This is a genomic window from Flavobacterium urumqiense (assembly GCF_900108015.1).
Classification (GTDB): Bacteria; Bacteroidota; Bacteroidia; order Flavobacteriales; family Flavobacteriaceae; genus Flavobacterium; species Flavobacterium urumqiense.
This window is the reverse complement of record NZ_FNVP01000017.1, coordinates 21567-43147: the sequence shown is the minus strand read 5'-3', so window position 1 is coordinate 43147 and position 21581 is coordinate 21567. Positions and strand designations below refer to the sequence as shown.

The window sequence follows — 21581 nt, the reverse complement described above, 5'->3', positions numbered from 1 at the left end:
ATTAAAATAAAAATGAAAAAAATAGGTGTCCTTTTAGCTATGGCTTTATTTACAATCACCGTAGGTGCCCAAGAAACCAAGCCTGATGTAAAAGAAAAAGCTAAAAAAGAATCATGCTGTGCTAAAGCAGATTCTAATATAAAAGTAATGACTGCGGCAGAAGTAGAAAAATGTCAAGCCAAATGCAAAGCCGAAGGAAAAAAATGCGATACAAAAATGGCGCAAACAGAAGGTAAAAAATGTGATGCCACAATGGCTAAAGCCGAAGGGAAAAAGTGTTGCGCTAAGAAAGCATAACGTACTTAAAAATGAAACGCCTCTAAATGTAGAGGCGTTTTTTTATTATCGATATGGTGTAACCCAATTTTTTATTTAACTCTTACGCTCCATTCAAAATCCATTTCAGAAACTTGGATTCCTTTTTCATCTGTGCCAATAGATTTCATCCAGAAGGTTTGCCCTTCTCCGGTAGCGATTGTATTTTGTATCGCTTCTTCAATTAAATGACCATCATTACAGGTAAAAGTGATTCTTCCCGTTGCTTTCTTCGTGAAATTTCCTTTATTATTAGCCACTAACATAGATATTTTTTTACCGCTTTTTCGAATCTGAAATATCACCAAAGCACCTGTGGATAACTCTGCAGCCATGGCTTGCACCGCAAAATACATCGAATTAAACGGATTTTGGTTAATCCAGCGGTGTTTTACTGACACTACGCATTTATTTTCGTCTATTTCCTTCACACGGACTCCGCATATAAATGCCGATGGTAATTTAAATAATAAAAATTTATTGAGTTTAGAAGCTGTAAGTCTCATTTGTAGTGGTTTTTTTGCTAATGTACAAAAAAATACTATGCATACATATAAAATATTTTTGTTAATATTTTGTTAATATTTGGTACTATGCGATACAAGATACTTTCTTTTAGCCATATATTTGTATAAGAAATTACTAGGTTACCTAAAAATTTGAGAATCTCGGATTTTTAATTATCACATTGGCCTAAAAGGCGAACTGACAAAACAATCAAAAATCAAAAAAATGGAAACAACCAGCGTCAAAAACACGGCAACATTTACACACTTAAGTGCACTGACTCAATATTTCATACCTTTTGGAAATTATATTTTTCCAATATTAATTTGGTCGTCAAAAAAAGATAAATCTGAGTTTGTAGACTTTCATGGCAAACAAGTACTTAATTTTCAACTGAGTTTATTGTTATATTCTTTGACTTTAATTATGATTGCAGTTCCCATTTTTATCTTTACTGTATTCAATAACATTTCTTTTAATTCACTGACGAATCATCACGATTTTGTTTTTACTCATTTCAATTTCGAAAATAACATAGGAATAATTACAGTTGGCCTAGTTGCCGTTCTTATTTTTGGTCTCTTGAAAGTCGCTGAATTTTTCTTAATTATTTATGCTGCTATCAAAACATCAAATGGAGAAAAATACCAATATCCATTGACAATACCTTTTATAAAATAAACCAGACAGAAGCAATCAATCATCAATCAAAAAATGAATAGTTTAATTAACAAAAAAATCAAAAAAAACGAATTATGAACATTGAAAACACAAAAGCCCAGATGCGTAAAGGTGTTCTCGAGTTTTGCATCTTATCTGTACTGAAAGAAAAAGATGCCTACACATCGGAAATATTAGACACTTTGAAAAACGCAAAATTATTAGTCGTGGAGGGAACGATTTATCCGCTGCTTACCCGATTAAAAAATGACGGATTACTAAACTACCGTTGGGAAGAATCAACCTCTGGACCACCAAGAAAATACTATGGTCTAACCGAAATAGGACAAACATTCTTAAACGAACTTAATGGCACTTGGACTGAATTGTCAGATGCTGTAAATCTAATCACAAACCAAAAATAATAGCCATGAACAAGACTGTAAATATTAACTTAGGCGGAATGTTCTTTCATATTGATGAAGATGCATACCTAAAAATGACGCGTTATTTTGATGCTATAAAACGTTCTTTATCTAATTCATCCGGGCACGATGAAATCATCAAAGATATAGAAATGCGTGTTTCGGAATTATTGAACGAAAAACAAAAAAGCGATAAACATGTAATTGGTTTAAAAGATGTAGACGAAGTTATTGCTGTGATGGGTCAACCGGAAGATTACATTATTGAAGATGAATTGAAAGAAACAAAAACCTATAACAGCTCCGCAACCACAGCTACAAAAAAATTATACCGTGATAGAGAAAAAGGGATGATTGGCGGAGTTGCTTCAGGACTGGGACATTATTTTGGGATTGACTCCGTTTGGATCAGAATCGTTCTTATTTTATTAGTTTTTGCTGGATTTGGAACTGGAATCCTGGCGTATATCATTCTTTGGATTGCTACTCCAGAAGCTCTCACTACTACAGAGAAACTGGAAATGACGGGAGAACCTGTTACGATTTCCAACATTGAAAAAAAAGTGCGTGAAGAATTTGAAAATGTTTCTGACAAGATAAAAAATGCAGATTATGACAAATATGGCAATCAAATAAAAACGGGGGCCAATAAAATAGGAAGTTCTCTAGGCGACTTTATAATGACTGTTTTCAAAATTTTTGCGAAATTTTTAGGGATAATTTTAATCATTACAGGAATCGCCACTTTATTTTCTTTATTGATAGCCGTTTTTACTTTAGGTTCTTCAAACTTTATTGATGTGCCTTGGAGAAGTTTTATTGAAGCGGGGAATTTTACGGATTATCCAATATGGTCTTTTGGACTATTGATGTTCTTTGCTGTTGGAATTCCATTCTTTTTCTTGACGCTTTTAGGTTTCAAATTACTGTCTCCGGCTATGAAGTCAATAGGAAATATTGCAAAATACACGTTATTGGCACTTTGGATAATCGCCATTGCCATTCTAATTTCAATTGGAATAAAACAAGCATCAGAAGTAGCATTCGAGGGAAAAACAGTAAAAAAAGAAACTATTAATTTGATGCCAAATGATACCTTGTTTGTGAAATTCAGGTACAATGATTATTACACTAAGGACATTGATGACAGGGAAACCTTCAAGTTTGTACAAGACTCTGCAAATACTGAATTAATTTATTCAAACAATGTAAGATTGCAAATTTTACATACGGATGAGAAATTACCATTCATTCAGATTGAAAAAATGGCAAGAGGAAAATCATTCCAAGCTGCTAAACTAAGAGCCGAAAAAATAAAATATGCAATTAGAATTGAAGGAAATCATTTAATTTTAGACAATTATTTATTGACTGAAGTAAAGAATAAATTCCGTGATCAGGAAGTGGAAATTTTCTTATATTTACCTGAGGGAACTTTGTTAAAACCAGATTCTTCTGTTCAGGATTATGACAGGTCTGATAGTTCATTCTTCAATTTACATGATAGTTCTGATAATTATGTTTACAAAGTAGGAGGTTCAAAAGTAAAATGTTTGAATTGTCCTGCCGATGAAAATGAATTTGATGATGTCGATACAGAAAATGATAGTACACAAACGTCAGTTATAATTAATGAAGATGGTGTTACTGTAAAAGGAGATACTATCAGTAATTCAAAAAAAGATTTTAAAGAATTAAAAATAAACAAAGACGGTATTATCATTAAAACCAAATAGCCATGATAAAAATCATCACAATGATCGCCAAATTTATTATTGTAACCCTTACGGCCTTACTATTTGCCTCCTGCAACTTTTCAGCAAACATGAAATCAATAAGAGGAAAAGGTCATGTTACAACCGAAAAGAGAATTGTAATGGGCGATTTCAAAAGTGTAGAAGTCAGCAATGCCATTGATCTTGTCATTGAACAATCTGACAAAACGGAAATTACAGTTGAAGCCGATGACAATTTGCAAAAAGAAATAACTACCAAAGTAGAAAACGGTGTACTTATAATCTCTTGTGACTATAATTCTTTTATCAATATAAAATCAAAAAAAGTAACTGTTAAAATGCCTTTTATTGATAAACTGGAAGCCTCCAGCAGTTCAACCATTAAAAGTATAAACACACTTAAAGGAGAAAACATTAGCCTGGAAGCCTCGAGCGCAGGTTCCATAAATGTAAATTTAGAAGCCGATTCTGTTGTTTGCGAAACAAGTAGCGGCAGCACAATTACGATTAGCGGAAAAGCATTAAAACTGGAAACATCATCTTCAAGCGGAAGCGAAATAGATGCAAAAGGTTTATTGGCAAATGATATTACTGCCAACTCCTCCAGCGGAAGCTCTATTACGGTTCATCCCTTAGTAAGTTTGAATGCAAAAGCTTCTAGCGGTTCAGACATTAATTATGATAGTGTTCCAAAAAAAATTAAAAAAGAAGAAAGTTCAGGAAGCAGCATTAATAAAATATAAGCGTTACTTTCGAACAAAAACAAACAAAATCATTCATCGAAAGTGGATGATTTTTTTATATTTGTAAAACACTAATCAAAAAATTCAAATGAAAAACCACATCGCTATATTCCTAATCGTATTATCGACGACTCTAACTTTAGCACAGAAAAAAGATAAACTAAAAGGTTCAAGAATTGTAACTATCGAAAATAAGGAAGTTGGTAATTTTCAAGCACTGGAAGTGGAAGATAATATTGAAGTAAACTTAGAGCGTGGAGAAAAAAATAATATAAAAATTGAAGCTGATGAAAATCTTCATAATATTATTTCTTTTGATTTAAAAGACAATACACTCCGCATTTATACAACAAAAGAAGCCGTAAATTATAAAAAATTAATTGTAAGAGTAACCTACAATAGCGATTTAAATCTGGTAACTTCAAAAAATGAAGCAACTATAAATGCAATTGAAGAAATCCAATTGGATGAAATTACCTTTAAAACCTTCGATTATTCTAAGCTTTTTTTGAATGTCAATACTAAGAAATTCATTTTACAGGCAGATGACAAATCGAAAACAGAACTCAATCTAAAATCAGAAAATACAATTATACAATTGAGTAAAAATGCAGCATTAAAATCTTTAATTTCCACTATTGATTTGACAATTGATTTGTACCAAAAATCAAATGCAACCCTAGAAGGCAATGTAACTAACGCAATACTTCGATTGGATAACAATTCGACTTTAACAGGAAATAAACTCAATGTAAAAAATGCAAATGTAATTACGGAAAGTTATTCTAATTGCAGCCTTTTTGTAGATACAAACGTCATTATTGATGCAGCCGACAAATCTGAAATCCATCTTTTTGGGTCTCCAAAAATCGAAATGCGACAATTTAGTGATGAAGCAAAATTGTTCAAAAAAATGAAATAAGAAATCCTCTCCTCCCTCCTAAGGAAAGGGTGAAAAATTCGACCTAATTAATTTCCCAAAATATTCCTAAAGAAAAAGCCCTGATTTTTACAAATCGGGGCTTTTTTTATTAAAAAATTTCTAATTCCTTTATTCTTTAGAAGCCAAATATCTTTCCGCATCCAGTGCAGCCATACAACCTGTTCCGGCAGCAGTTATCGCTTGACGATACACATGATCAGCGGCATCACCGGCAACAAAAACACCGGTAACATTCGTTTTTGAAGTTCCAGGCGTATTAACTATGTATCCCGTTTCATCCAATGTGATAAACTCATTAAAAATATCTGTATTAGGTTTGTGCCCAATAGCTACAAAGAAACCAGTTGCTTCTATATCAAAAGTTTCACCCGTTGTTTTATTCAATGCTTTTACACCTGTAACTACTTGTTCATCTCCTAAAACTTCAACGGTATCGTGATTCATTAATATGGTAATATTCTCTGTTTTACGAACTCGTTCTTCCATAATTTTTGAAGCCCTGAATTTTTCGCTACGCACTAACATCGTTACTTTTTTACAAAGTTTTGACAAATAATGTGCTTCCTCACAAGCAGAATCCCCTGCCCCAACTATTACAACTTCTTGGTTTCTATAGAAAAATCCATCACAAACTGCACATGCCGAAACTCCGCCACCCATTTTCAAATAATGTTGCTCTGATGGAATCCCCAAATATTTAGCCGATGCACCTGTAGAAATAATTACTGTTTCGCAATGCAATTCTTTCGTTCCATTGATCCATACTTTATGAATATCCCCAGAAAAATCAACTTTGGTAGCCCAACCATCACGCACATCAGTTCCAAAACGTTGTGCTTGTGCCTGTAACCCCACCATCATTTCCGGACCAGTTATCCCTTCCGGATTTCCAGGCCAATTTTCTACTTCGTTAGTTGTTGTCAGCTGGCCTCCTGGCTGTATTCCTTGATATAAAACTGGATTCATATTTGCTCTTGCAGCATAAATAGCAGCAGTATAACCAGCTGGTCCAGAACCTATAATAAGACATTTAATTTTTTCGATTGTATCAGACATGGTAAAATTTTATTACGTTTTTGAAGTTACAAATGTAGTTTTTTAATAAAAAAATACGGCTAAAAAAACATCATTTTTACCTATTCCGAAATAATATTCTCCTATTTGAGAATATCGCTTGTTAGTCTCAAAATTAGTTTTATATTTGCACTAGCGTCACGGGGTGTAGCGTAGCTCGGTTATCGCGCCTGCTTTGGGAGCAGGAGGCCGCAGGTTCGAATCCTGCCACCCCGACTAAAAGCCGAACAGAAATGTTCGGCTTTTTTTATGCATAAAAATGATTGATTAGTAGCTTTTTTGAAAAAGAGCGCATTATCAAGTTTTAAACTTAAAAAATAGTGTTACCGCAAGCAATAAAATTTACACCGACACTTACTCTCGAATCTTCAACTTCTTTAGCCCAAATAGCAGAGGAAAGCTTCGCAGAACTAAAAGCTAATTTTTTCCTGACAGTAAAGAGCGACCAAAGGAAGCTACTTTTATGGCAATAGAAAAAAACTTATCGCTCAAGTCCTCAAGTATCGATATTGAGACGAACAGTTGGAACAGCTCCGAAAAACGACCTCAATTTAAAAAATGATAAATAGGTCAAATAGCAAGGAATCAAGCTTTAACAAATGTTAACAAAATAGATTTTTAGAAACCATAAATAATTGTATTTTTACGGTTCAAAATTTAGAAAAATAAATGGGCAAAATCATTGCGATTGCTAATCAAAAAGGTGGAGTTGGAAAGACTACAACGTCTGTAAATCTTGCTGCTTCATTAGGTGTTTTAGAAAAAAGAGTTTTACTAATAGATGCAGATCCTCAAGCAAATGCCAGTTCTGGCTTAGGTATTGATGTAGAAAACGTTGAAATAGGAACCTATCAAATTTTAGAACACAGTCATACCCCGAAAGAGGCCATCATAAAATGTTCTGCTCCAAATGTAGACGTTATCCCATCCCATATTGATCTTGTTGCCATCGAAATTGAATTGGTCGACAAAGAAAACAGGGAATATATGCTGAAAAAAGCATTGGAAAGCGTTAAAGATGACTATGATTTTATCATTATAGATTGCGCACCATCACTTGGATTGTTAACGCTAAACGCTTTGACAGCTGCTGACTCCGTAATCATCCCAATTCAATGTGAATATTTTGCATTGGAAGGTTTAGGAAAGTTACTGAATACGATAAAAAGTATCCAAAAAATCCATAATGCTGATTTAGATATTGAAGGATTGTTATTAACGATGTTTGACTCCAGATTGCGTTTATCTAATCAAGTCGTAGAAGAGGTTCAAAAACACTTCAACGATATGGTTTTTGATACGATTATTCAAAGAAATGTAAAATTGAGCGAAGCACCTAGTTTTGGCGAAAGCATTATAAACTATGATGCAACCAGCAAGGGAGCTACAAATTACCTTCATCTTGCTCAAGAAGTTATAAAGAAAAACAGTAAATAGTTTTATGGCAAAAGCAATAAAAAAACAAGTCTTAGGAAGAGGATTATCTGCGTTATTGAAAGATCCGGAAAACGATATAAAATCCGTTGCCGATAAAAATGCCGATAAAGTTGTAGGAAATATTATTGAGCTTGAAATAGATGCAATAGAAATAAATCCGTTTCAGCCGAGAAGTAATTTCAATGAAGAATCATTGAGAGAATTAGCGACTTCTATCAAGGAATTAGGTGTTATTCAGCCCATTACTGTTCGAAAATTAGACTTCAATAAATACCAATTAATATCAGGTGAACGTCGTCTTCGTGCGTCTACACTTGTGGGATTGAAAACAGTTCCTGCTTATATTCGTATTGCAAATGATAACGAGTCATTGGTTATGGCATTGGTTGAAAATATTCAACGTCATGATTTAGATCCGATAGAAATCGCACTTTCGTACCAACGTTTGATTGACGAAATTCAATTGACTCAAGAACAAATGAGCGAACGAGTAGGTAAAAAACGATCTACGATTGCCAACTATTTGAGACTTTTAAAATTAGACCCAATAATTCAAACCGGAATTCGTGATGGTTTCATCAGCATGGGCCACGGTCGCGCAATAATCAATATTGACGACCAAGATATTCAAACGGATATTTATCAAAAAATCGTAAGTCAAAATCTCTCGGTCCGTGATACTGAGGCATTGGTAAAAAACTACCAGGAAAGTTTAAAACCTAAACCTGCAGGTAAACCTAAGGTCGCATCGTTTGAAATTGCTGATTCACACAAAAGCACTTTCACTAATTATTTTGGTACCAAAGTCGATGTAAAAGTAGCCGGAAATGGTAGAGGAAAAATCACTATTCCATTCCATTCCGAAGAAGACTTCAACAGAATTATTAAATTAATAAACGAATAGTGTATAAAATCATTTTCATCGCTCTATTCCTTTTTATTGTAGGAAACACTACTGTTTTTGCACAAACGGAAACAGAAGCGGTGCTGGTTGCTAAAGACACTTTGAAATCAAATAACATAGATCCTTTGACTCCCGCTAAAGCTGCCTTTTATTCGGCTGTTTTGCCAGGATTGGGACAAGCTTACAATAAAAAATATTGGAAAATCCCTCTTGTTTATGGAGCCATTGGAACCAGCCTTTATTTTTACATTGACAATAATAAAAAATACCATCAATATAGAGATGCCTATAAACGGAGGTTAGAAGGATATACCGATGATAATTATACTTATCTGGACAATACGAGATTGATTGCGGGGCAGAAATTTTATCAAAGAAATCGTGATTTATCTGCTTTAGTAACTTTAGCCTTTTATGCATTAAATATCATTGACGCCAATGTTGATGCCGCTTTACTACAATTTAATGTAGATGAAAACTTGTCCGTTAGACCAATTATTTATCCCAACGATGTAACATTGAAGACTAATGTTGGACTAACACTTAATTACAATTTTTAAAAAGTAAAAAACAAGATTTATTTACTTTTTAATTTTTTTAATCACAAATAACACACAAATGAAAATTGCGCTTTTAGGATACGGAAAAATGGGTCAGGTAATTGAAAGGATTGCACTTGAAAGAGGTCATGAAATCGTTTTGAAAAAAGACGAATTCAATACTTATGATGGACTTTCAAATGCTGATGTGGCCATCGATTTTAGTGTTCCAACTGCAGCTGTAAGTAACATTTCAAATTCTTTTCATGCAAATGTTCCGGTAATATCAGGGACAACGGGTTGGTTAGAGCACTATGATGAAATGTTAGCTTTGTGCAAAGAAAAAAACGGAGGCTTTATCTCCAGTTCGAACTTTAGTTTAGGTGTAAATATTTTCTTTGAACTCAATGAATATTTAGCTAAAATAATGTCAAAATTCGATAGCTACAGCGTTGATATGGAAGAAATTCATCATACTCAAAAACTGGACGCACCAAGTGGAACAGCAATTTCCTTAGCAAAAGGAGTTATCGAGAATAGTTCGTACACTAACTGGACTTTAGAAAACCCAGAACCCAATCAAATTCATATTGAAACCAAAAGAATTGGCACAATTCCCGGAACGCATACTGTAACTTATAATTCGGCTGTGGATGCAATAGAAATCAAACATACAGCACACAATCGGGAAGGTTTTGCACTAGGAGCCTTAATTGCTGCAGAATGGATTGTGGGCAAGCATGGGGTTTTTACAATGAAAGACGTTTTAAATTTAAAATAAAATTATTCAAGTTTGAGACTTCAAGAGAACGACCTTAAACAATAAACTTTAAACAAATAATTATGACTTTATATCAATGGTTTGTATTTTTCCTGCTGGTACAAATAGTTCACTTTTTGGGGACATGGAAATTATATGAAAGTGCCGGTAGAAAACGTTGGGAAGCGGCCATTCCTGTATATAATGCTATTGTTTTAATGAAGATTATAGGTCGTCCAACCTGGTGGACCGTATTGCTTTTTATTCCAATCGTAAACTTGATTATGTTCCCTGTTATTTGGATTGAGACCTTAAGAAGTTTTGGGAAAAAATCCAGTTTAGATACTTTTTTAGGAATAATAACTTTTGGATTTTACATTTATTACATTAATTATACCCAGAAACTCGATTACATAGCGGACAGAAGTTTGCAACCTGAAAATAAAACAGCAGACACAATTAGTTCACTACTTTTTGCTGTCATCGTGGCCACTTTAGTTCACACCTATTTTATTCAGCCTTACACGATCCCTACTTCTTCATTGGAGAAATCATTGCTAATAGGCGACTTTCTGTTTGTCAGCAAAATGAATTATGGAGCCAGAGTTCCAATGACCACCGTGGCTTTGCCAATGGTACATGACTCTATTCCTTTTACTAAAAGAAAATCTTATTTAAATTGGCCTCAATTGCCGTACCTAAGATTACCCGGTTTTCAAACTATAGATAGAACTGATATCGTAGTTTTCAATTGGCCCGTAGATACTGTCTATAAATTTTTTGACACTTCCAAAAGACATGTACTCAAACCTGTAGATAAAAAATCGAATTACGTAAAAAGATGTGTGGGAATTCCAGGAGATAGTTTGTCCATAAAAGATGGAATTGTTTATGTCGGTGGCAAAATATTGGTTATGCCAGAAAGAGCAAAACCGCAATATTCTTATGCAGTAGCTTTAGATGGAAAAACACCAATAGATTTTGAGTATTTAATAAAAGATTTAAACATAACAGACGAAGCTGGCTTTAAAAGTGAACTAAGAGATACCTTATTTTTGAAAGCACTTACTGCAGCCGGTGCTGAACGATTAAAAAATGTTCCCGGAATAGTGTCTGTAACAAGACAAATTTCAACAGGAATTGAAGCTGGAATATTTCCTCACATCAACAAATGGAATCGCGATAATTTTGGTCCAATTTATATACCACAAAAAGGAAAAACAGTTGCATTAACGACAGAAACTTTGCCGTTTTATAAAAGGATTATCACTGAATACGAAAAGAATAATAATGGTGATAAAAATGACTTAAAAGTAATTGGTAGCGAAATAAGACTGAACGGATCAATTGTTAAGAATTACACCTTCAAACAAAATTACTACTGGATGATGGGTGATAACCGTCACAACTCAGAAGATAGCCGCTATTGGGGTTTTGTTCCCGAAGATCACATCGTAGGGAAACCTATATTTATCTGGATGAGTTGGGATACAAACGGAAAAGGTTTAAATAAAATTCGTTGGGACAGAGTTTTCACTACCGTTAACGGTGAAGGACAACCACAATCATATTTCAAATTATTTCTACTTGGTTTAGTTGCTTTCTTTGTTGGAGAATATTTTTGGAAGAAAAGAAAAGAGAAGAAATAACTAGTCAAAAGTTTCAAAGTCAAAAGTCATAAAGTTTCTATTTTAAACTAGCTTAATGACTTTCGACTTTATAACTTTACAAACTTTAGACAAACATGACTATTCTACTCCATCCTACCTATTTTCCATCAATTAGCCATTTTGTGGTCATGGCACAGGCCGAAAGTATTACGTTTGAAATTGAAGATAATTTTCAGAAACAAACCAATCGCAACAGAACGTATATCTATAGTCCAAATGGAATTCAGCTTTTGAATATTCCAGTGAAGCATTCTACAGAAAGTCATCAAAAAACAAAAGACATTCAAATAGAAACTGATTTTGACTGGCAAAAACAACATTTCAAATCATTAGAAGCGGCTTACCGAAGTTCCCCTTTCTTTGAATTTTTTGAAGATGACCTCCGTTCAATTTTCGAAAAAAAATACAACTTTTTATTGGATTTGAATTTTGAAACTTTAGAAATTGTATCGAAATGTTTACGAATGAAATTGGAATACTCTACCACAACAGAATACTTTCATGAAGTAGATGCAAATGAGTATAAGGATTTTAGAGCTTTAGTAAACGGAAAAAAAGATTCTTCCTCGTTTGAAAATTATACCCAGGTTTTTGTTGATAAATATGGTTTTATCAATAATCTCAGCGTTCTTGATTTGTTATTTAATGAAGGCAAATATGCTTTAGATTATTTAAAGAAACAAGAACTAATTATAAAATAGCATTCAAAAAATCACTCTCCTTCAAATGACATTCTTGCCATAACAGGAAAATGATCTGAATTTATAAATTCAGGAAAACTCTCGAATTTTTTAATTTTCATTCTGTCATCTGCAAAAATATAGTCAATTCTTGCCGGATAATATTTAAATTTATAAGTAACCCCAAATCCTTTACCAGCTTCTTCAAAGCTATCTTGCAGCTTTCCTTTGACGCTTCTGTAAACATAGGAAAATGCACTGTTATTCATATCTCCACAAATTATAATAGGATATATGCATTTATCTTTATGTTCCATGAACTTCTCCGCTTGTTCCTGTTGCTGTTTGAATGCAACCCGAATGCTTTTGAACATTATTTCAGATTTATTCTGATTAATTGCCTCGATGTTTTCATTGATTTCACTAACATCAGGAGATATTTTCAACGACTGTAAATGCATGTTATATACCCTTATAATATCCTTTCCTTTCTTGATGTCGGCAAAAATAATATTATTAGTAGTGTTAGCAAAAACAATGCTGCCTTGGTCAATAATAGGAAACTTAGAAAAAATAGCCTGTCCTGTTTTAATATTATTGCCATCTGTAAAAATATAGCGATGCGGATACACTTTAAAATCAATATTAGCTGAAGAAGAATATTCCTGAATGCACAAAATATCCGGATTTTTTTCATTTACAAACGCCAGAATCTCAGTGGGAACATCATCTCTATCGATCCATTTGAATACATTAAACAGGTGAACATTATAACTCATTACAGTGAAATCCTTTTCCAAAACAGGCAAATCTTTCGGAGAAAATTTATAAAATTTATTTATAAAAGTAATTCCTATCAAAAGCACTAAGCCGGACAAAATCATTCGCTTTTTAAATTGCAACAGCCAATAAACAAAAAACAACGCGTTCATAATAAAAAAGAATGGCATAAATAGGGTCAAAACAGCTAAAATCGGGAAAGACCTAGGTGCCAAAAACGGTAAAACGTACGCTATAAATGTCAATACAATTAGAACTATATTCAAAAAAAACATTACTTTATTGAACCACGAGAGGTTTTTCATTTATCTTATTTTTTTCTGCTTACCGCAAATGAATATTGCCAACCTATTTCCCTGCTTTGAACAAAAATTCTTTTTCTTCTTTTGTTAAACTATCATAACCCGACTGACTAATTTTATCTAAAATTTCATCAATTTGTTGTTGTGCTTTATCTTTTGTTATGATTCTAGAACCGCTTTTTTCAACAGGTTTACGATAATTTTTATGCACTTTTTTGAATGGTGTTGACGTATCTTTTTTGAATAAATTTTCAAAAAAACCCAATACACCAGAAACTATTTTACTTAAATCCGTTCCATTTTGAAGCAATTTAATGAAAATAAAACCAAAAAAAGCACCTGCTAGATGAGAAATATGTCCACCCATGTTCCCAGAACGCAATTGCATCAAATCCACAATAATAATGACGGCAGTTATATGCCATAACTTAACATTTCCAATAATCAGTAAACGAAGATCCATCAAAGGATAATAAGTAGTTGTAGCGACTAAAATAGCCATAATAGCAGCAGACGCGCCTACAATAGGAGCACTAATATTTAAAACATAAAATACCAGAATATAACTTATTCCTGCAAAAATGGCACTCAGCACATACAAGCCAAATAATTGCTTAGATGTAAAATACGTCATAAATAATCTCCCCGAAAAGTTCAAAACAATCATGTTAAAAACGATATGCATAATTCCGCTGTGAAAAAAAGAATACGAAAGTAATGACCACGGTTTCCAGAGCAAAAGTGCCGGATTAGAGGACAAACTTACATATTGAATATAATCGATAGTGATGCCCAACAAAGATAAAAGTGCAAAAAGGAGAAACGGAAGCACAAACAAAGCTACATTACAAAAGATTAGCCTGGTTACTATTCCTCCCGTTTTATAATGTAATTTCATGTCATCAATAATATTCATAATTTTATTGGGATTTAAGATCTGCTATTTAGGATGTACTAACTTTAATGATATGACAATTTTAATTCCAACGGTTTTTATTAAACTGATTTTTCTTCCAGTACCACATTATAATAAAACCAAATAACGCACCGCCAACGTGTGCAAAATGTGCTATTCCTCCACCACCAAAAATTGATTTGCCGGAAATTCCTAAATACAGATCGACTAAAACTAAACCTGGCACAAAAAACTTTGCTTTTATTGGAACGGGAATAAACATCAACGCCAATTCAGCATTTGGAAACATGAAAGCAAATGCCACTATTATTCCATAAATAGCTCCCGAAGCACCGACAGCTGTACCTAAATAAGCGCTTGTGAAATTTTGCAAGTCAGAAACGGATAAAATTTGTTGCCATCTTGTGTCTATTTTACCTTCATTCAAAATTTGCAAGATCTGTGTTTTTTGAAATCCATTAGCCAATAATGTATTTAAACTATCTTGAAAATAATAGTAATTTACTCCTGTATGCAAGAGTGCAGCCCCTAAACCGCAAGAAATATAAAAAAACAAGAATTTCTTACTACCCCACATTTGTTCCAATGCAGATCCAAAAGAATATAAAGCGAACATATTGAAAAAGATATGCATCAACCCACCATGCATAAACATATGGGTAAGAGGTTGCCAATATTGAAAACTAGGATTTTCAGGAAAATATAATGCCAGAAATTTATAAGTTACATCACCTAAAGCCAATGTTCCAACAAAGAATAAAATATTAATAATGATTAATTGCTTAACCGTTTCTGTTACGTTTCTCATAATGCAAATTTTTTGTCTAAATCTTCCACACGCATAGTGATGAAAGTGGGTTTTTGAAATGGGGAAACATTGGGATCTTTACAGGCAAAAAGTCCGTTTACCAAGTTTTCCTGTTCTTTTTCTGTAAGATGGGTTCCTGTTTTAACGGCCAAACTTTTAGCCATTGATTTAGCTATCGTATCGTTTTGACTAAAACTGCTTTCTGGAATTCCATCTTGTAAATCGCTTAATAATTGTTCTAAAACAAGTGACACTTCACTCTCGGTCACATTCACAGGAATTCCTGAAATGACTATGTGATCTTTATTTGTTTCTTCAAAAACAAAACCAGTATTCATGAGTGAAAATTGTAATTCAGCAATGAGCTCCATTTCGGTTGATGAAAAAAACAAGTTCAAAGGAAATAATAACTGTTGACTTGATGCTTGGAGAACGGTCATATTTACAAGAAAATTTTCGTATAAAACGCGTTGATGCGCTCTTTGTTGATCCACAATTACCATCCCGGATTTTATTGAAGAAACAATATATTTTTTATGAATTTGGTAAGTTTTATGTACCGCATGTTCTACTTCTTCATCATTAAACAAAGAAGAAGTGACTTCTTCATTTTCGAAAGTAACACTGCCATTTTCGTCCGTATCTTGTTTTAAACCCACATATAAACTTTCCCAGTTTGCCGTCGGTTCGGGTTTTCTATAACTTGCAAATTGCTTACTGGGTTTTTCTTCAGAAAAAGGATTGAAATTACCGTCTACCTGAATGGTGGGCGTGGCACCTTTTAAATCTTTGTAATGGTAAGGCGTATCTAAATTAGAATCGCGATCAAAATCCAAAACTGGCGCTACATTGAATTGCCCCAAACTATGCTTTATTGATGCTCTCAAAATAGCATACAAAGCATGTTCGTCATCAAACTTAATTTCCGTTTTTGTGGGATGAATATTAATATCTATGGTATTGGGAGGAACCGTTAAGTATAAAAAATAACTCGGTTGTGCTCCATCTTTCAAAATCCCGTCGTAAGCAGCCATAACTGCATGATGCAAATAACCACTTTTAATAAACCGATCATTGACAAAGAAAAATTGTTCACTTCGATTCTTTTTGGCAAATTCAGGTTTACTGACAAAACCTTGAATACTGACTATTTCTGTTTCTTCCTGAACCGGTACTAATTTCTCATTGGTTTTACCAGAAAAGACATTGACAATCCTTTGTCTCAGAGTAGAAGGAGGCAAATTGAACATTTCACTGCCGTTATGATAAAACGTAAAATGTATTTTTGGGTGGGCCAAAGCCACGCGTTGAAACTCATCAATAACATGACGATATTCCACCGTATCCGATTTTAGAAAATTACGACGTGCAGGAATATTAAAAAATAAATTTTTCACCGCAAATGAAGTACCTTTTGGCAAAACCGCCACATCTTGTGATACAAACTTACTGCCTTCAATAACTATATGCGTACCTAGCTCCTCTTGATCCTGTTTAGTTTTCATTTCCATGTGCGCAATAGCCGCAATTGAGGCTAATGCTTCACCACGAAACCCTTTTGTATGCAAAGAAAATAAATCCTCGGCATGACGAATTTTGGAAGTGGCATGACGTTCAAAACACAAACGTGCATCTGTGACGGACATCCCTAAACCATTATCAATCACCTGAACCAATGCTTTCCCTGCATCTTTAATTATTAATTTTATATCAGTTGCGCCTGCATCTACCGCATTTTCGAGCAATTCTTTGACCACGGAAGCGGGTCTTTGAACGACTTCTCCAGCAGCAATTTGGTTGGCAACATGATCAGGAAGTAATTGAATGATACTCGACATTAAAAAATATTGTTTGATGTTTAAAGTCCCGACACTTCGGGATAAAATTTTATAAAACCAAGGCGCACAAATTTACTGAAATTCTGTTGGGTTTTATTATTAATCACAGACTAAAATAGCGTGGATTTATTAAACCGTTCAAGTGCTTGATAAACAATTATATAAAGCATAATTTTGAAAATTTTTAACGAAATTCTATAATAATTTTACAGGTTTAAAACTTAAATTTGTTATGTAAAAGAAGTTAATCATTAAAAACAACAATTATGAAAACGACCAATGAAAAACAAGAAAATGCAAAAGTGGAATCTAAAAAAGGAGTTGAAAAAGCAAAACCAAATGCTGCACAAGGTTTGAGAGATTTTTTTGAAGATGGATTAAAAGACATCTTTTGGGCTGAGCATGCGTTGACGAAAGCCTTACCAAAAATGGCGAAAAATGCTACTTCGCCAAACCTGATACATGCCTTCGAACACCATTTAAAAGAAACAGAGGAACACGTTGTTCGTTTAGAAAAAGTATTTGAATCTTTGGGCATTAAAGCAGAGGGTAAGAAATGTGATGCTATGGAAGGACTACTGAAAGAAGCCGATGGTATTATGGAAGAAACGCAAATAGGCGTTGTGCGCGATGCCGCAATTATTGCTGCAGCTCAAAAAGTAGAACATTATGAAATTGCTACATATGGTACTCTGCGTGCCTATGCAGTAACTCTGGGAGAAACTAAAGCGGTTACTTTATTGGCTAAAACTCTCGAAGAAGAGAAAAAAGCTGATGTATCATTGACCGAAATTGCTCTCTCTGATATTAATCTTGAAGCAGCTCATGCAGACGAATAATTCCTTTAATAAAATCATTATCATGTATAATCAAAATGATACATTTTAGTATCACAAGAAGCTAATAAAAATTATTTAGCTAAATAAAAAAACCTACTCCATTGGATCCAATGGAGTAGGTTTTTTTTATATTTTTTAAGATAATAAAAAACTTAATTTTTATTCCTTTAATTCTAAAGGCGATCCTTCTTCTATTTGAATAGCTCCTGAAGACAATAAATGTTGATTATCTATTTGATGTGATAATGAAGCTTGTTGACGAATATAGGCCATTTTTATCGCTGCAATAGCCGCTTCCGTACCTTTATTGCCATGAATTCCTCCACTTCTATCAATGGATTGTTGTATGGTATTATCAGTCAAAACACAAAAAATAACAGGAATATCTGTTTGAACATTTAAGTCTTTTATTCCTTGAGTCACTCCTTCGCATACAAAATCAAAATGTTTGGTTTGTCCTTGAATTACGCATCCAATGGCGATAACGGCATCAACATTTTGCGTTTGTAACATTTTTTTTGATCCATATATAAGCTCGAAACTTCCAGGAACATTCCATCGAATAATGTGCTGGGCTGGAACTTGGTTTTCCAAAAGGGCTTCTATAGCGCCTTTGTAAAGTCCTTCAGTTATAGAATCATTCCATTCTGAAACAACAATCCCAAAGCGAAAATTTTTCGCGTTTGGGATTGAATTTTTATCGTACTCGGATAAGTTTTTATTTACGGTAGCCATTTGATTGTAGATTTTTGATTTAGATTTTTAATTTCAGATGTTAAAGATAGAATTTTGAAATCAAAAATCTATAATCTTAAATCAGTAATCTTATATCATTTTTACTATTGTGCCAATCCTATTAAAACATCAATTGAAGCAGCCTCTGGAGTTGCATCATAATTCTCTTTAATATCTGTAAAATGTTTTAATGCCTCTTCTTTATTTCCTAAAGCCAAAGCTGTTTTACCTGCTTTCAGCAAGAAACGTGGAGTTGTAAAATCATTTTTATTTAGCTCAGAAGCTTTCACATAATTTTCTAAAGCTTCTTTTGGTTTATTTTGTTGTGAATATGCATCTCCAATTGCACCTTTTGCCAAAGCATTCAATACAATATCTTCTGATTTAAATTTACTTAAAAAATCAATAGCTTCTGCATATTTACCGGTATTTAAATAAGCCATACCTGCATAATAATTAGCTAGATTTCCGGCATCAGTTCCAGAATATTCGTCTGCAATTTTTATAAAACCAAATTTACCTTCAGAACCATTTAAAGACAACTTATATAACGAATCACTTGCAACTCCGTCTGTCGCTTTTTGGAAATTTTGTTGTGCAACAAACATTTCGTTAGCAGCTTCGTCTTGTTTTGGGGTAGCAATAAATTTTTGGTAAACTAAATAACCAACAGTAAACAGGGCAACACCGGCAACTAATCCAATAATGATTTTTTGATTTCTAGCAACCCAGTCCTCCGTTTTTGAGGCTGTTTCGTCTAAAGTAGTGAAAACACCGGCAGTAGCACTATCTTTTTCATCAACTTTTACCTCTTCAACTGTGTCTTTTACTTCTTTTTCTTTTGGTGCTTTATATCCTCTTTTACTGTAAGTAGCCATTTATTTTTAATTTAGTGAATCGCAAAAATAAAATTTTTATTCAAACCGTCATAAAAAATATGCTTTTATATTCAAAAAAAATATTAGGAACGGTTCTTTCTTTCCAAAGGCAAAATAATTACCAGAGAAAAAATGGAAAAGCCATTTTTATCGATATTTTTCAATAATTTGCACCCGCTTTGAAAAATTTGTTAAAAAACATCAAAGTTCTCAATATCAGCAAGCCTTCCCATGTATTTAAAAAAGATTTCGTTATTCAATTATAAGAATTTTTCGGAAGCGAATTTCGAATTTGACACCAAAATAAATTGTTTTGTAGGTAAAAACGGCATTGGAAAGACAAATGTGCTTGATGCAATCTACCACTTATCTTACGGAAAAAGCTATTTCAATCCATTGGCCGTTCAGAACATTAAACACGGTGAAGAATTTTTTGTAATTGATGCAGAATTCGAGAAAAACGGAAGAAACGAACAAATTCTTTGCAGTCTAAAAAAAGGACAGAAAAAGATATTAAAGCGCAACGGGAAAGCCTACGATAAATTTTCAGATCATATTGGTTTCATTCCTTTAGTTATTATTTCACCTGCCGATACGGATTTGATTGTTGAAGGCAGCGAAACGAGAAGAAAGTTTATGGATAGCGTTATTTCGCAACTGGATTCCCATTATTTGCAACAACTCATTCAATACCAAAAAGTAATGAGTCAACGCAATGCTTTGTTAAAATATTTCGCTCTGAACCATGTTTTTGAAAACGACACGCTCTCTATATATAATGAGCAGCTTAATAGTTTTGGAGAATATATTTTCGAAAAAAGAAAAGAATTTATTAATCAGTTTATCCCTATTTTCAACGTGCACCATCAAGCGATAACTGGTTCACAGGAAATGGTACAATTAATATATGAAAGCCATTTATTCGAAAACAACTTATTGACACTTTTACAAGAAAACATCAATAAAGACAGAGTTTTACATTACACAAGTGTAGGAATTCATAAAGATGATTTGTTATTTGAAATCGATAACCACCCTATCAAGAAATTTGGTTCACAAGGACAACAAAAATCATTTTTGATTGCTTTGAAACTAGCTCAATTTGAATTTTTAAAGAAACAAAGTGGAGTAAAACCTATTCTTCTTTTTGATGATATATTCGACAAATTAGACGAAAGCAGAGTGGCTAAAATCATCGAAATGGTCAATAGCGATACTTTTGGACAGCTGTTTATTTCAGATACACATCCTGAACGCACAGAAACCATTGTGAAATCGACACATCAGACCTATAAAATTTTTAATTTATAACTTTTATTTAATAGTTTAAATTATTCGAAAGTTGAAAAATTACCTACTTTAGCCTACACAAATTTCAAATCTTATTTACCATGAAATACCGCCTTATATTACTCCTAATTACATCATTTGCTGTTCTATCCTGTAACGGCCAAACTTCAAAAAACGTAAAAACTATTGAGCCCACAGCATTTGCTGAAAAAATTGCAGCAACTCCAAACGCACAAATTCTGGATGTTCGAACTCCAGAAGAATATGTATCAGGACACATCGACAATGCCACTAATGTAAATTGGAATGGTACTGATTTCGATGCCAAAGCAGCAGCATTAGACAAAACAAAACCTGTTTTCGTCTATTGCAAAAGTGGAGGAAGAAGCAAACAAGCTGCGGCAAAATTAGAAGAATTAGGTTTTACCACTATTTATGAGTTACAAGGCGGAATGCTAAAATGGGACGCGGCCGGATTGTCTAAACCAAGTGACAAAATCATAGGAATGTGTAGTCAGGAATACAGTGAACTATTAAAGACCGACAAAAAAGTACTAATTAGTTTTTATGCGGAATGGTGTGCTCCTTGCAAAAAAATGGCTCCATATATTTTACAAATGCAAAAAGAGTTAGCCGATAAAGTAACAATTGTGAGATTGAATGCTGACGAAAATAAAACTTTAATTTCTGAAATGAAAATCAGCGAACTCCCTACTTTATTATTATATGAAAACAGGGAAGTAAAATGGAAACACTCCGGTTTTATTAGTGAAGAAGATTTAAAAAAACAAATACAATAACA

General features: G+C 33.4%; 23 protein-coding genes and 1 tRNA gene. 16 read left to right on the top strand and 8 right to left on the bottom strand.

The window, feature by feature from the left end:
- Positions 1-12: 12 nt before the first annotated feature.
- Positions 13-297 (top strand): hypothetical protein, encoded by a 285-nt coding sequence (locus C4S35_RS14815; protein WP_104000926.1) that lies wholly within the window; start codon positions 13-15, stop codon positions 295-297.
- Between the two features lie 71 nt (positions 298-368).
- Here C4S35_RS14815 and C4S35_RS14810 read toward each other — a convergent pair whose 3' ends face one another.
- Positions 369-821 (bottom strand): DUF4442 domain-containing protein, encoded by a 453-nt coding sequence (locus tag C4S35_RS14810; protein ID WP_104000925.1) that lies wholly within the window; start codon positions 819-821, stop codon positions 369-371.
- A 226-nt stretch (positions 822-1047) separates the two neighbouring features.
- Between C4S35_RS14810 and C4S35_RS14805 the strand changes: the two genes are divergently transcribed.
- The 5 genes from C4S35_RS14805 (at position 1048) to C4S35_RS14785 (ending at position 5308) form a co-directional block, all read left to right on the top strand.
- Complete coding sequence (locus C4S35_RS14805) at positions 1048-1503, top strand: DUF4870 domain-containing protein (RefSeq protein WP_104000924.1); 456 nt, start codon at positions 1048-1050, stop codon at positions 1501-1503.
- Positions 1504-1577: 74 nt separating this feature from the next.
- Positions 1578-1907 (top strand): PadR family transcriptional regulator, encoded by a 330-nt coding sequence (locus tag C4S35_RS14800; RefSeq protein WP_073210148.1) that lies wholly within the window; start codon positions 1578-1580, stop codon positions 1905-1907.
- Positions 1908-1912: 5 nt separating this feature from the next.
- Positions 1913-3643 (top strand): PspC domain-containing protein, encoded by a 1731-nt coding sequence (locus tag C4S35_RS14795; RefSeq protein ID WP_104000923.1) that lies wholly within the window; start codon positions 1913-1915, stop codon positions 3641-3643.
- 2 nt (positions 3644-3645) lie between these two features.
- On the top strand, positions 3646-4386 hold the full coding sequence (locus tag C4S35_RS14790) for a head GIN domain-containing protein (RefSeq protein WP_104000922.1): 741 nt from the start codon (positions 3646-3648) through the stop codon (positions 4384-4386).
- Between the two features lie 88 nt (positions 4387-4474).
- Positions 4475-5308 carry a GIN domain-containing protein gene (locus C4S35_RS14785; RefSeq protein ID WP_104000921.1) on the top strand — a complete coding sequence of 278 codons (834 nt, stop codon included), beginning with the start codon at positions 4475-4477 and terminating at the stop codon, positions 5306-5308.
- Between the two features lie 129 nt (positions 5309-5437).
- On the opposite strand, the gene trxB is transcribed toward C4S35_RS14785, so the two are convergent.
- Positions 5438-6385 (bottom strand): thioredoxin-disulfide reductase, encoded by a 948-nt coding sequence (trxB, locus tag C4S35_RS14780; protein WP_104000920.1) that lies wholly within the window; start codon positions 6383-6385, stop codon positions 5438-5440.
- Positions 6386-6544: 159 nt separating this feature from the next.
- Between trxB and C4S35_RS14775 the strand changes: the two genes are divergently transcribed.
- The 7 genes from C4S35_RS14775 to C4S35_RS14745 all read left to right on the top strand — a co-directional run bounded on the left by C4S35_RS14775 (position 6545) and on the right by C4S35_RS14745 (position 12414).
- Positions 6545-6619, top strand: a tRNA-Pro gene (locus tag C4S35_RS14775).
- A 453-nt stretch (positions 6620-7072) separates the two neighbouring features.
- Positions 7073-7840: a ParA family protein gene (locus tag C4S35_RS14770; protein ID WP_073210141.1), complete on the top strand. Its 768-nt coding sequence runs from the start codon at positions 7073-7075 to the stop codon at positions 7838-7840.
- Between the two features lie 4 nt (positions 7841-7844).
- Positions 7845-8744, top strand: a complete 900-nt coding sequence (locus C4S35_RS14765) for a ParB/RepB/Spo0J family partition protein (protein ID WP_104000919.1) — start codon at positions 7845-7847, stop codon at positions 8742-8744.
- Positions 8744-9304: a DUF5683 domain-containing protein gene (locus tag C4S35_RS14760; protein WP_104000918.1), complete on the top strand. Its 561-nt coding sequence runs from the start codon at positions 8744-8746 to the stop codon at positions 9302-9304. Before C4S35_RS14765 ends, C4S35_RS14760 begins: the two co-directional genes overlap by 1 nt.
- A 58-nt stretch (positions 9305-9362) precedes the next feature.
- Positions 9363-10064, top strand: coding sequence for a 4-hydroxy-tetrahydrodipicolinate reductase (dapB, locus tag C4S35_RS14755; protein WP_104000917.1), 702 nt, complete (start codon positions 9363-9365; stop codon positions 10062-10064).
- A 62-nt stretch (positions 10065-10126) separates the two neighbouring features.
- Positions 10127-11692, top strand: a complete 1566-nt coding sequence (gene lepB / locus C4S35_RS14750) for a signal peptidase I (RefSeq protein WP_104000916.1) — start codon at positions 10127-10129, stop codon at positions 11690-11692.
- Positions 11693-11787: 95 nt separating this feature from the next.
- A complete protein-coding gene (locus tag C4S35_RS14745; protein ID WP_104000915.1) occupies positions 11788-12414 on the top strand; it encodes a WbqC family protein in 627 nt (208 codons plus the stop codon).
- 11 nt (positions 12415-12425) lie between these two features.
- On the opposite strand, the gene C4S35_RS14740 is transcribed toward C4S35_RS14745, so the two are convergent.
- From C4S35_RS14740 to mutL, 4 genes are all read right to left on the bottom strand, one after another.
- Positions 12426-13478 carry an endonuclease/exonuclease/phosphatase family protein gene (locus C4S35_RS14740; protein WP_104000914.1) on the bottom strand — a complete coding sequence of 351 codons (1053 nt, stop codon included), beginning with the start codon at positions 13476-13478 and terminating at the stop codon, positions 12426-12428.
- A 43-nt stretch (positions 13479-13521) separates the two neighbouring features.
- Entirely contained in the window at positions 13522-14391 is an 870-nt protein-coding gene (locus C4S35_RS14735; protein ID WP_104000913.1) for a rhomboid family protein, read from the bottom strand.
- Positions 14392-14452: 61 nt separating this feature from the next.
- On the bottom strand, positions 14453-15199 hold the full coding sequence (locus C4S35_RS14730; RefSeq protein ID WP_104000912.1) for a rhomboid family intramembrane serine protease: 747 nt from the start codon (positions 15197-15199) through the stop codon (positions 14453-14455).
- On the bottom strand, positions 15196-17037 hold the full coding sequence (gene mutL, locus C4S35_RS14725) for a DNA mismatch repair endonuclease MutL (RefSeq protein WP_104000911.1): 1842 nt from the start codon (positions 17035-17037) through the stop codon (positions 15196-15198). Before mutL ends, C4S35_RS14730 begins: the two co-directional genes overlap by 4 nt.
- 266 nt (positions 17038-17303) lie before the next feature.
- On the opposite strand from mutL, the gene C4S35_RS14720 reads away from it, so the two are divergent.
- The gene (locus C4S35_RS14720; RefSeq protein ID WP_104000910.1) at positions 17304-17876 is read left to right on the top strand and encodes a YciE/YciF ferroxidase family protein; all 573 of its coding nucleotides are present in this window, start codon (positions 17304-17306) and stop codon (positions 17874-17876) included.
- A gap of 159 nt (positions 17877-18035) precedes the next feature.
- Here the strand turns inward: C4S35_RS14720 and ribH are convergent, their stop codons facing one another.
- Complete coding sequence (gene ribH / locus C4S35_RS14715) at positions 18036-18611, bottom strand: 6,7-dimethyl-8-ribityllumazine synthase (RefSeq protein WP_104000909.1); 576 nt, start codon at positions 18609-18611, stop codon at positions 18036-18038.
- Between the two features lie 104 nt (positions 18612-18715).
- Positions 18716-19489 (bottom strand): tetratricopeptide repeat protein, encoded by a 774-nt coding sequence (locus tag C4S35_RS14710; RefSeq protein ID WP_104000908.1) that lies wholly within the window; start codon positions 19487-19489, stop codon positions 18716-18718.
- 231 nt (positions 19490-19720) lie between these two features.
- On the opposite strand from C4S35_RS14710, the gene recF reads away from it, so the two are divergent.
- Positions 19721-20800, top strand: coding sequence for a DNA replication/repair protein RecF (recF, locus tag C4S35_RS14705; RefSeq protein WP_104000907.1), 1080 nt, complete (start codon positions 19721-19723; stop codon positions 20798-20800).
- An 80-nt stretch (positions 20801-20880) separates the two neighbouring features.
- Positions 20881-21579 carry a thioredoxin domain-containing protein gene (locus C4S35_RS14700; protein WP_104000906.1) on the top strand — a complete coding sequence of 233 codons (699 nt, stop codon included), beginning with the start codon at positions 20881-20883 and terminating at the stop codon, positions 21577-21579.
- Positions 21580-21581 lie beyond the last annotated feature (2 nt).

Bases quoted from the DNA above. Each gene is read 5' to 3' on its own strand.
- C4S35_RS14805 (WP_104000924.1), top strand. From the start codon at position 1,048: ATGGAAACAACCAGCGTCAAAAACACGGCAACATTTACACACTTAAGT.
- C4S35_RS14815 (WP_104000926.1), top strand. From the start codon at position 13: ATGAAAAAAATAGGTGTCCTTTTAGCTATGGCTTTATTTACAATCACC.
- C4S35_RS14765 (WP_104000919.1), top strand. From the start codon at position 7,845: ATGGCAAAAGCAATAAAAAAACAAGTCTTAGGAAGAGGATTATCTGCG.
- C4S35_RS14810 (WP_104000925.1), bottom strand. From the start codon at position 821: ATGAGACTTACAGCTTCTAAACTCAATAAATTTTTATTATTTAAATTA.
- C4S35_RS14800 (WP_073210148.1), top strand. From the start codon at position 1,578: ATGAACATTGAAAACACAAAAGCCCAGATGCGTAAAGGTGTTCTCGAG.
- C4S35_RS14735 (WP_104000913.1), bottom strand. From the start codon at position 14,391: ATGAATATTATTGATGACATGAAATTACATTATAAAACGGGAGGAATA.
- C4S35_RS14720 (WP_104000910.1), top strand. From the start codon at position 17,304: ATGAAAACGACCAATGAAAAACAAGAAAATGCAAAAGTGGAATCTAAA.
- C4S35_RS14790 (WP_104000922.1), top strand. From the start codon at position 3,646: ATGATAAAAATCATCACAATGATCGCCAAATTTATTATTGTAACCCTT.
- ribH (WP_104000909.1), bottom strand. From the start codon at position 18,611: ATGGCTACCGTAAATAAAAACTTATCCGAGTACGATAAAAATTCAATC.
- C4S35_RS14745 (WP_104000915.1), top strand. From the start codon at position 11,788: ATGACTATTCTACTCCATCCTACCTATTTTCCATCAATTAGCCATTTT.
- recF (WP_104000907.1), top strand. From the start codon at position 19,721: ATGTATTTAAAAAAGATTTCGTTATTCAATTATAAGAATTTTTCGGAA.
- mutL (WP_104000911.1), bottom strand. From the start codon at position 17,037: ATGTCGAGTATCATTCAATTACTTCCTGATCATGTTGCCAACCAAATT.
- C4S35_RS14785 (WP_104000921.1), top strand. From the start codon at position 4,475: ATGAAAAACCACATCGCTATATTCCTAATCGTATTATCGACGACTCTA.
- C4S35_RS14700 (WP_104000906.1), top strand. From the start codon at position 20,881: ATGAAATACCGCCTTATATTACTCCTAATTACATCATTTGCTGTTCTA.
- C4S35_RS14770 (WP_073210141.1), top strand. From the start codon at position 7,073: ATGGGCAAAATCATTGCGATTGCTAATCAAAAAGGTGGAGTTGGAAAG.
- lepB (WP_104000916.1), top strand. From the start codon at position 10,127: ATGACTTTATATCAATGGTTTGTATTTTTCCTGCTGGTACAAATAGTT.
- dapB (WP_104000917.1), top strand. From the start codon at position 9,363: ATGAAAATTGCGCTTTTAGGATACGGAAAAATGGGTCAGGTAATTGAA.
- C4S35_RS14740 (WP_104000914.1), bottom strand. From the start codon at position 13,478: ATGAAAAACCTCTCGTGGTTCAATAAAGTAATGTTTTTTTTGAATATA.
- C4S35_RS14795 (WP_104000923.1), top strand. From the start codon at position 1,913: ATGAACAAGACTGTAAATATTAACTTAGGCGGAATGTTCTTTCATATT.
- trxB (WP_104000920.1), bottom strand. From the start codon at position 6,385: ATGTCTGATACAATCGAAAAAATTAAATGTCTTATTATAGGTTCTGGA.
- C4S35_RS14710 (WP_104000908.1), bottom strand. From the start codon at position 19,489: ATGGCTACTTACAGTAAAAGAGGATATAAAGCACCAAAAGAAAAAGAA.
- C4S35_RS14730 (WP_104000912.1), bottom strand. From the start codon at position 15,199: ATGAGAAACGTAACAGAAACGGTTAAGCAATTAATCATTATTAATATT.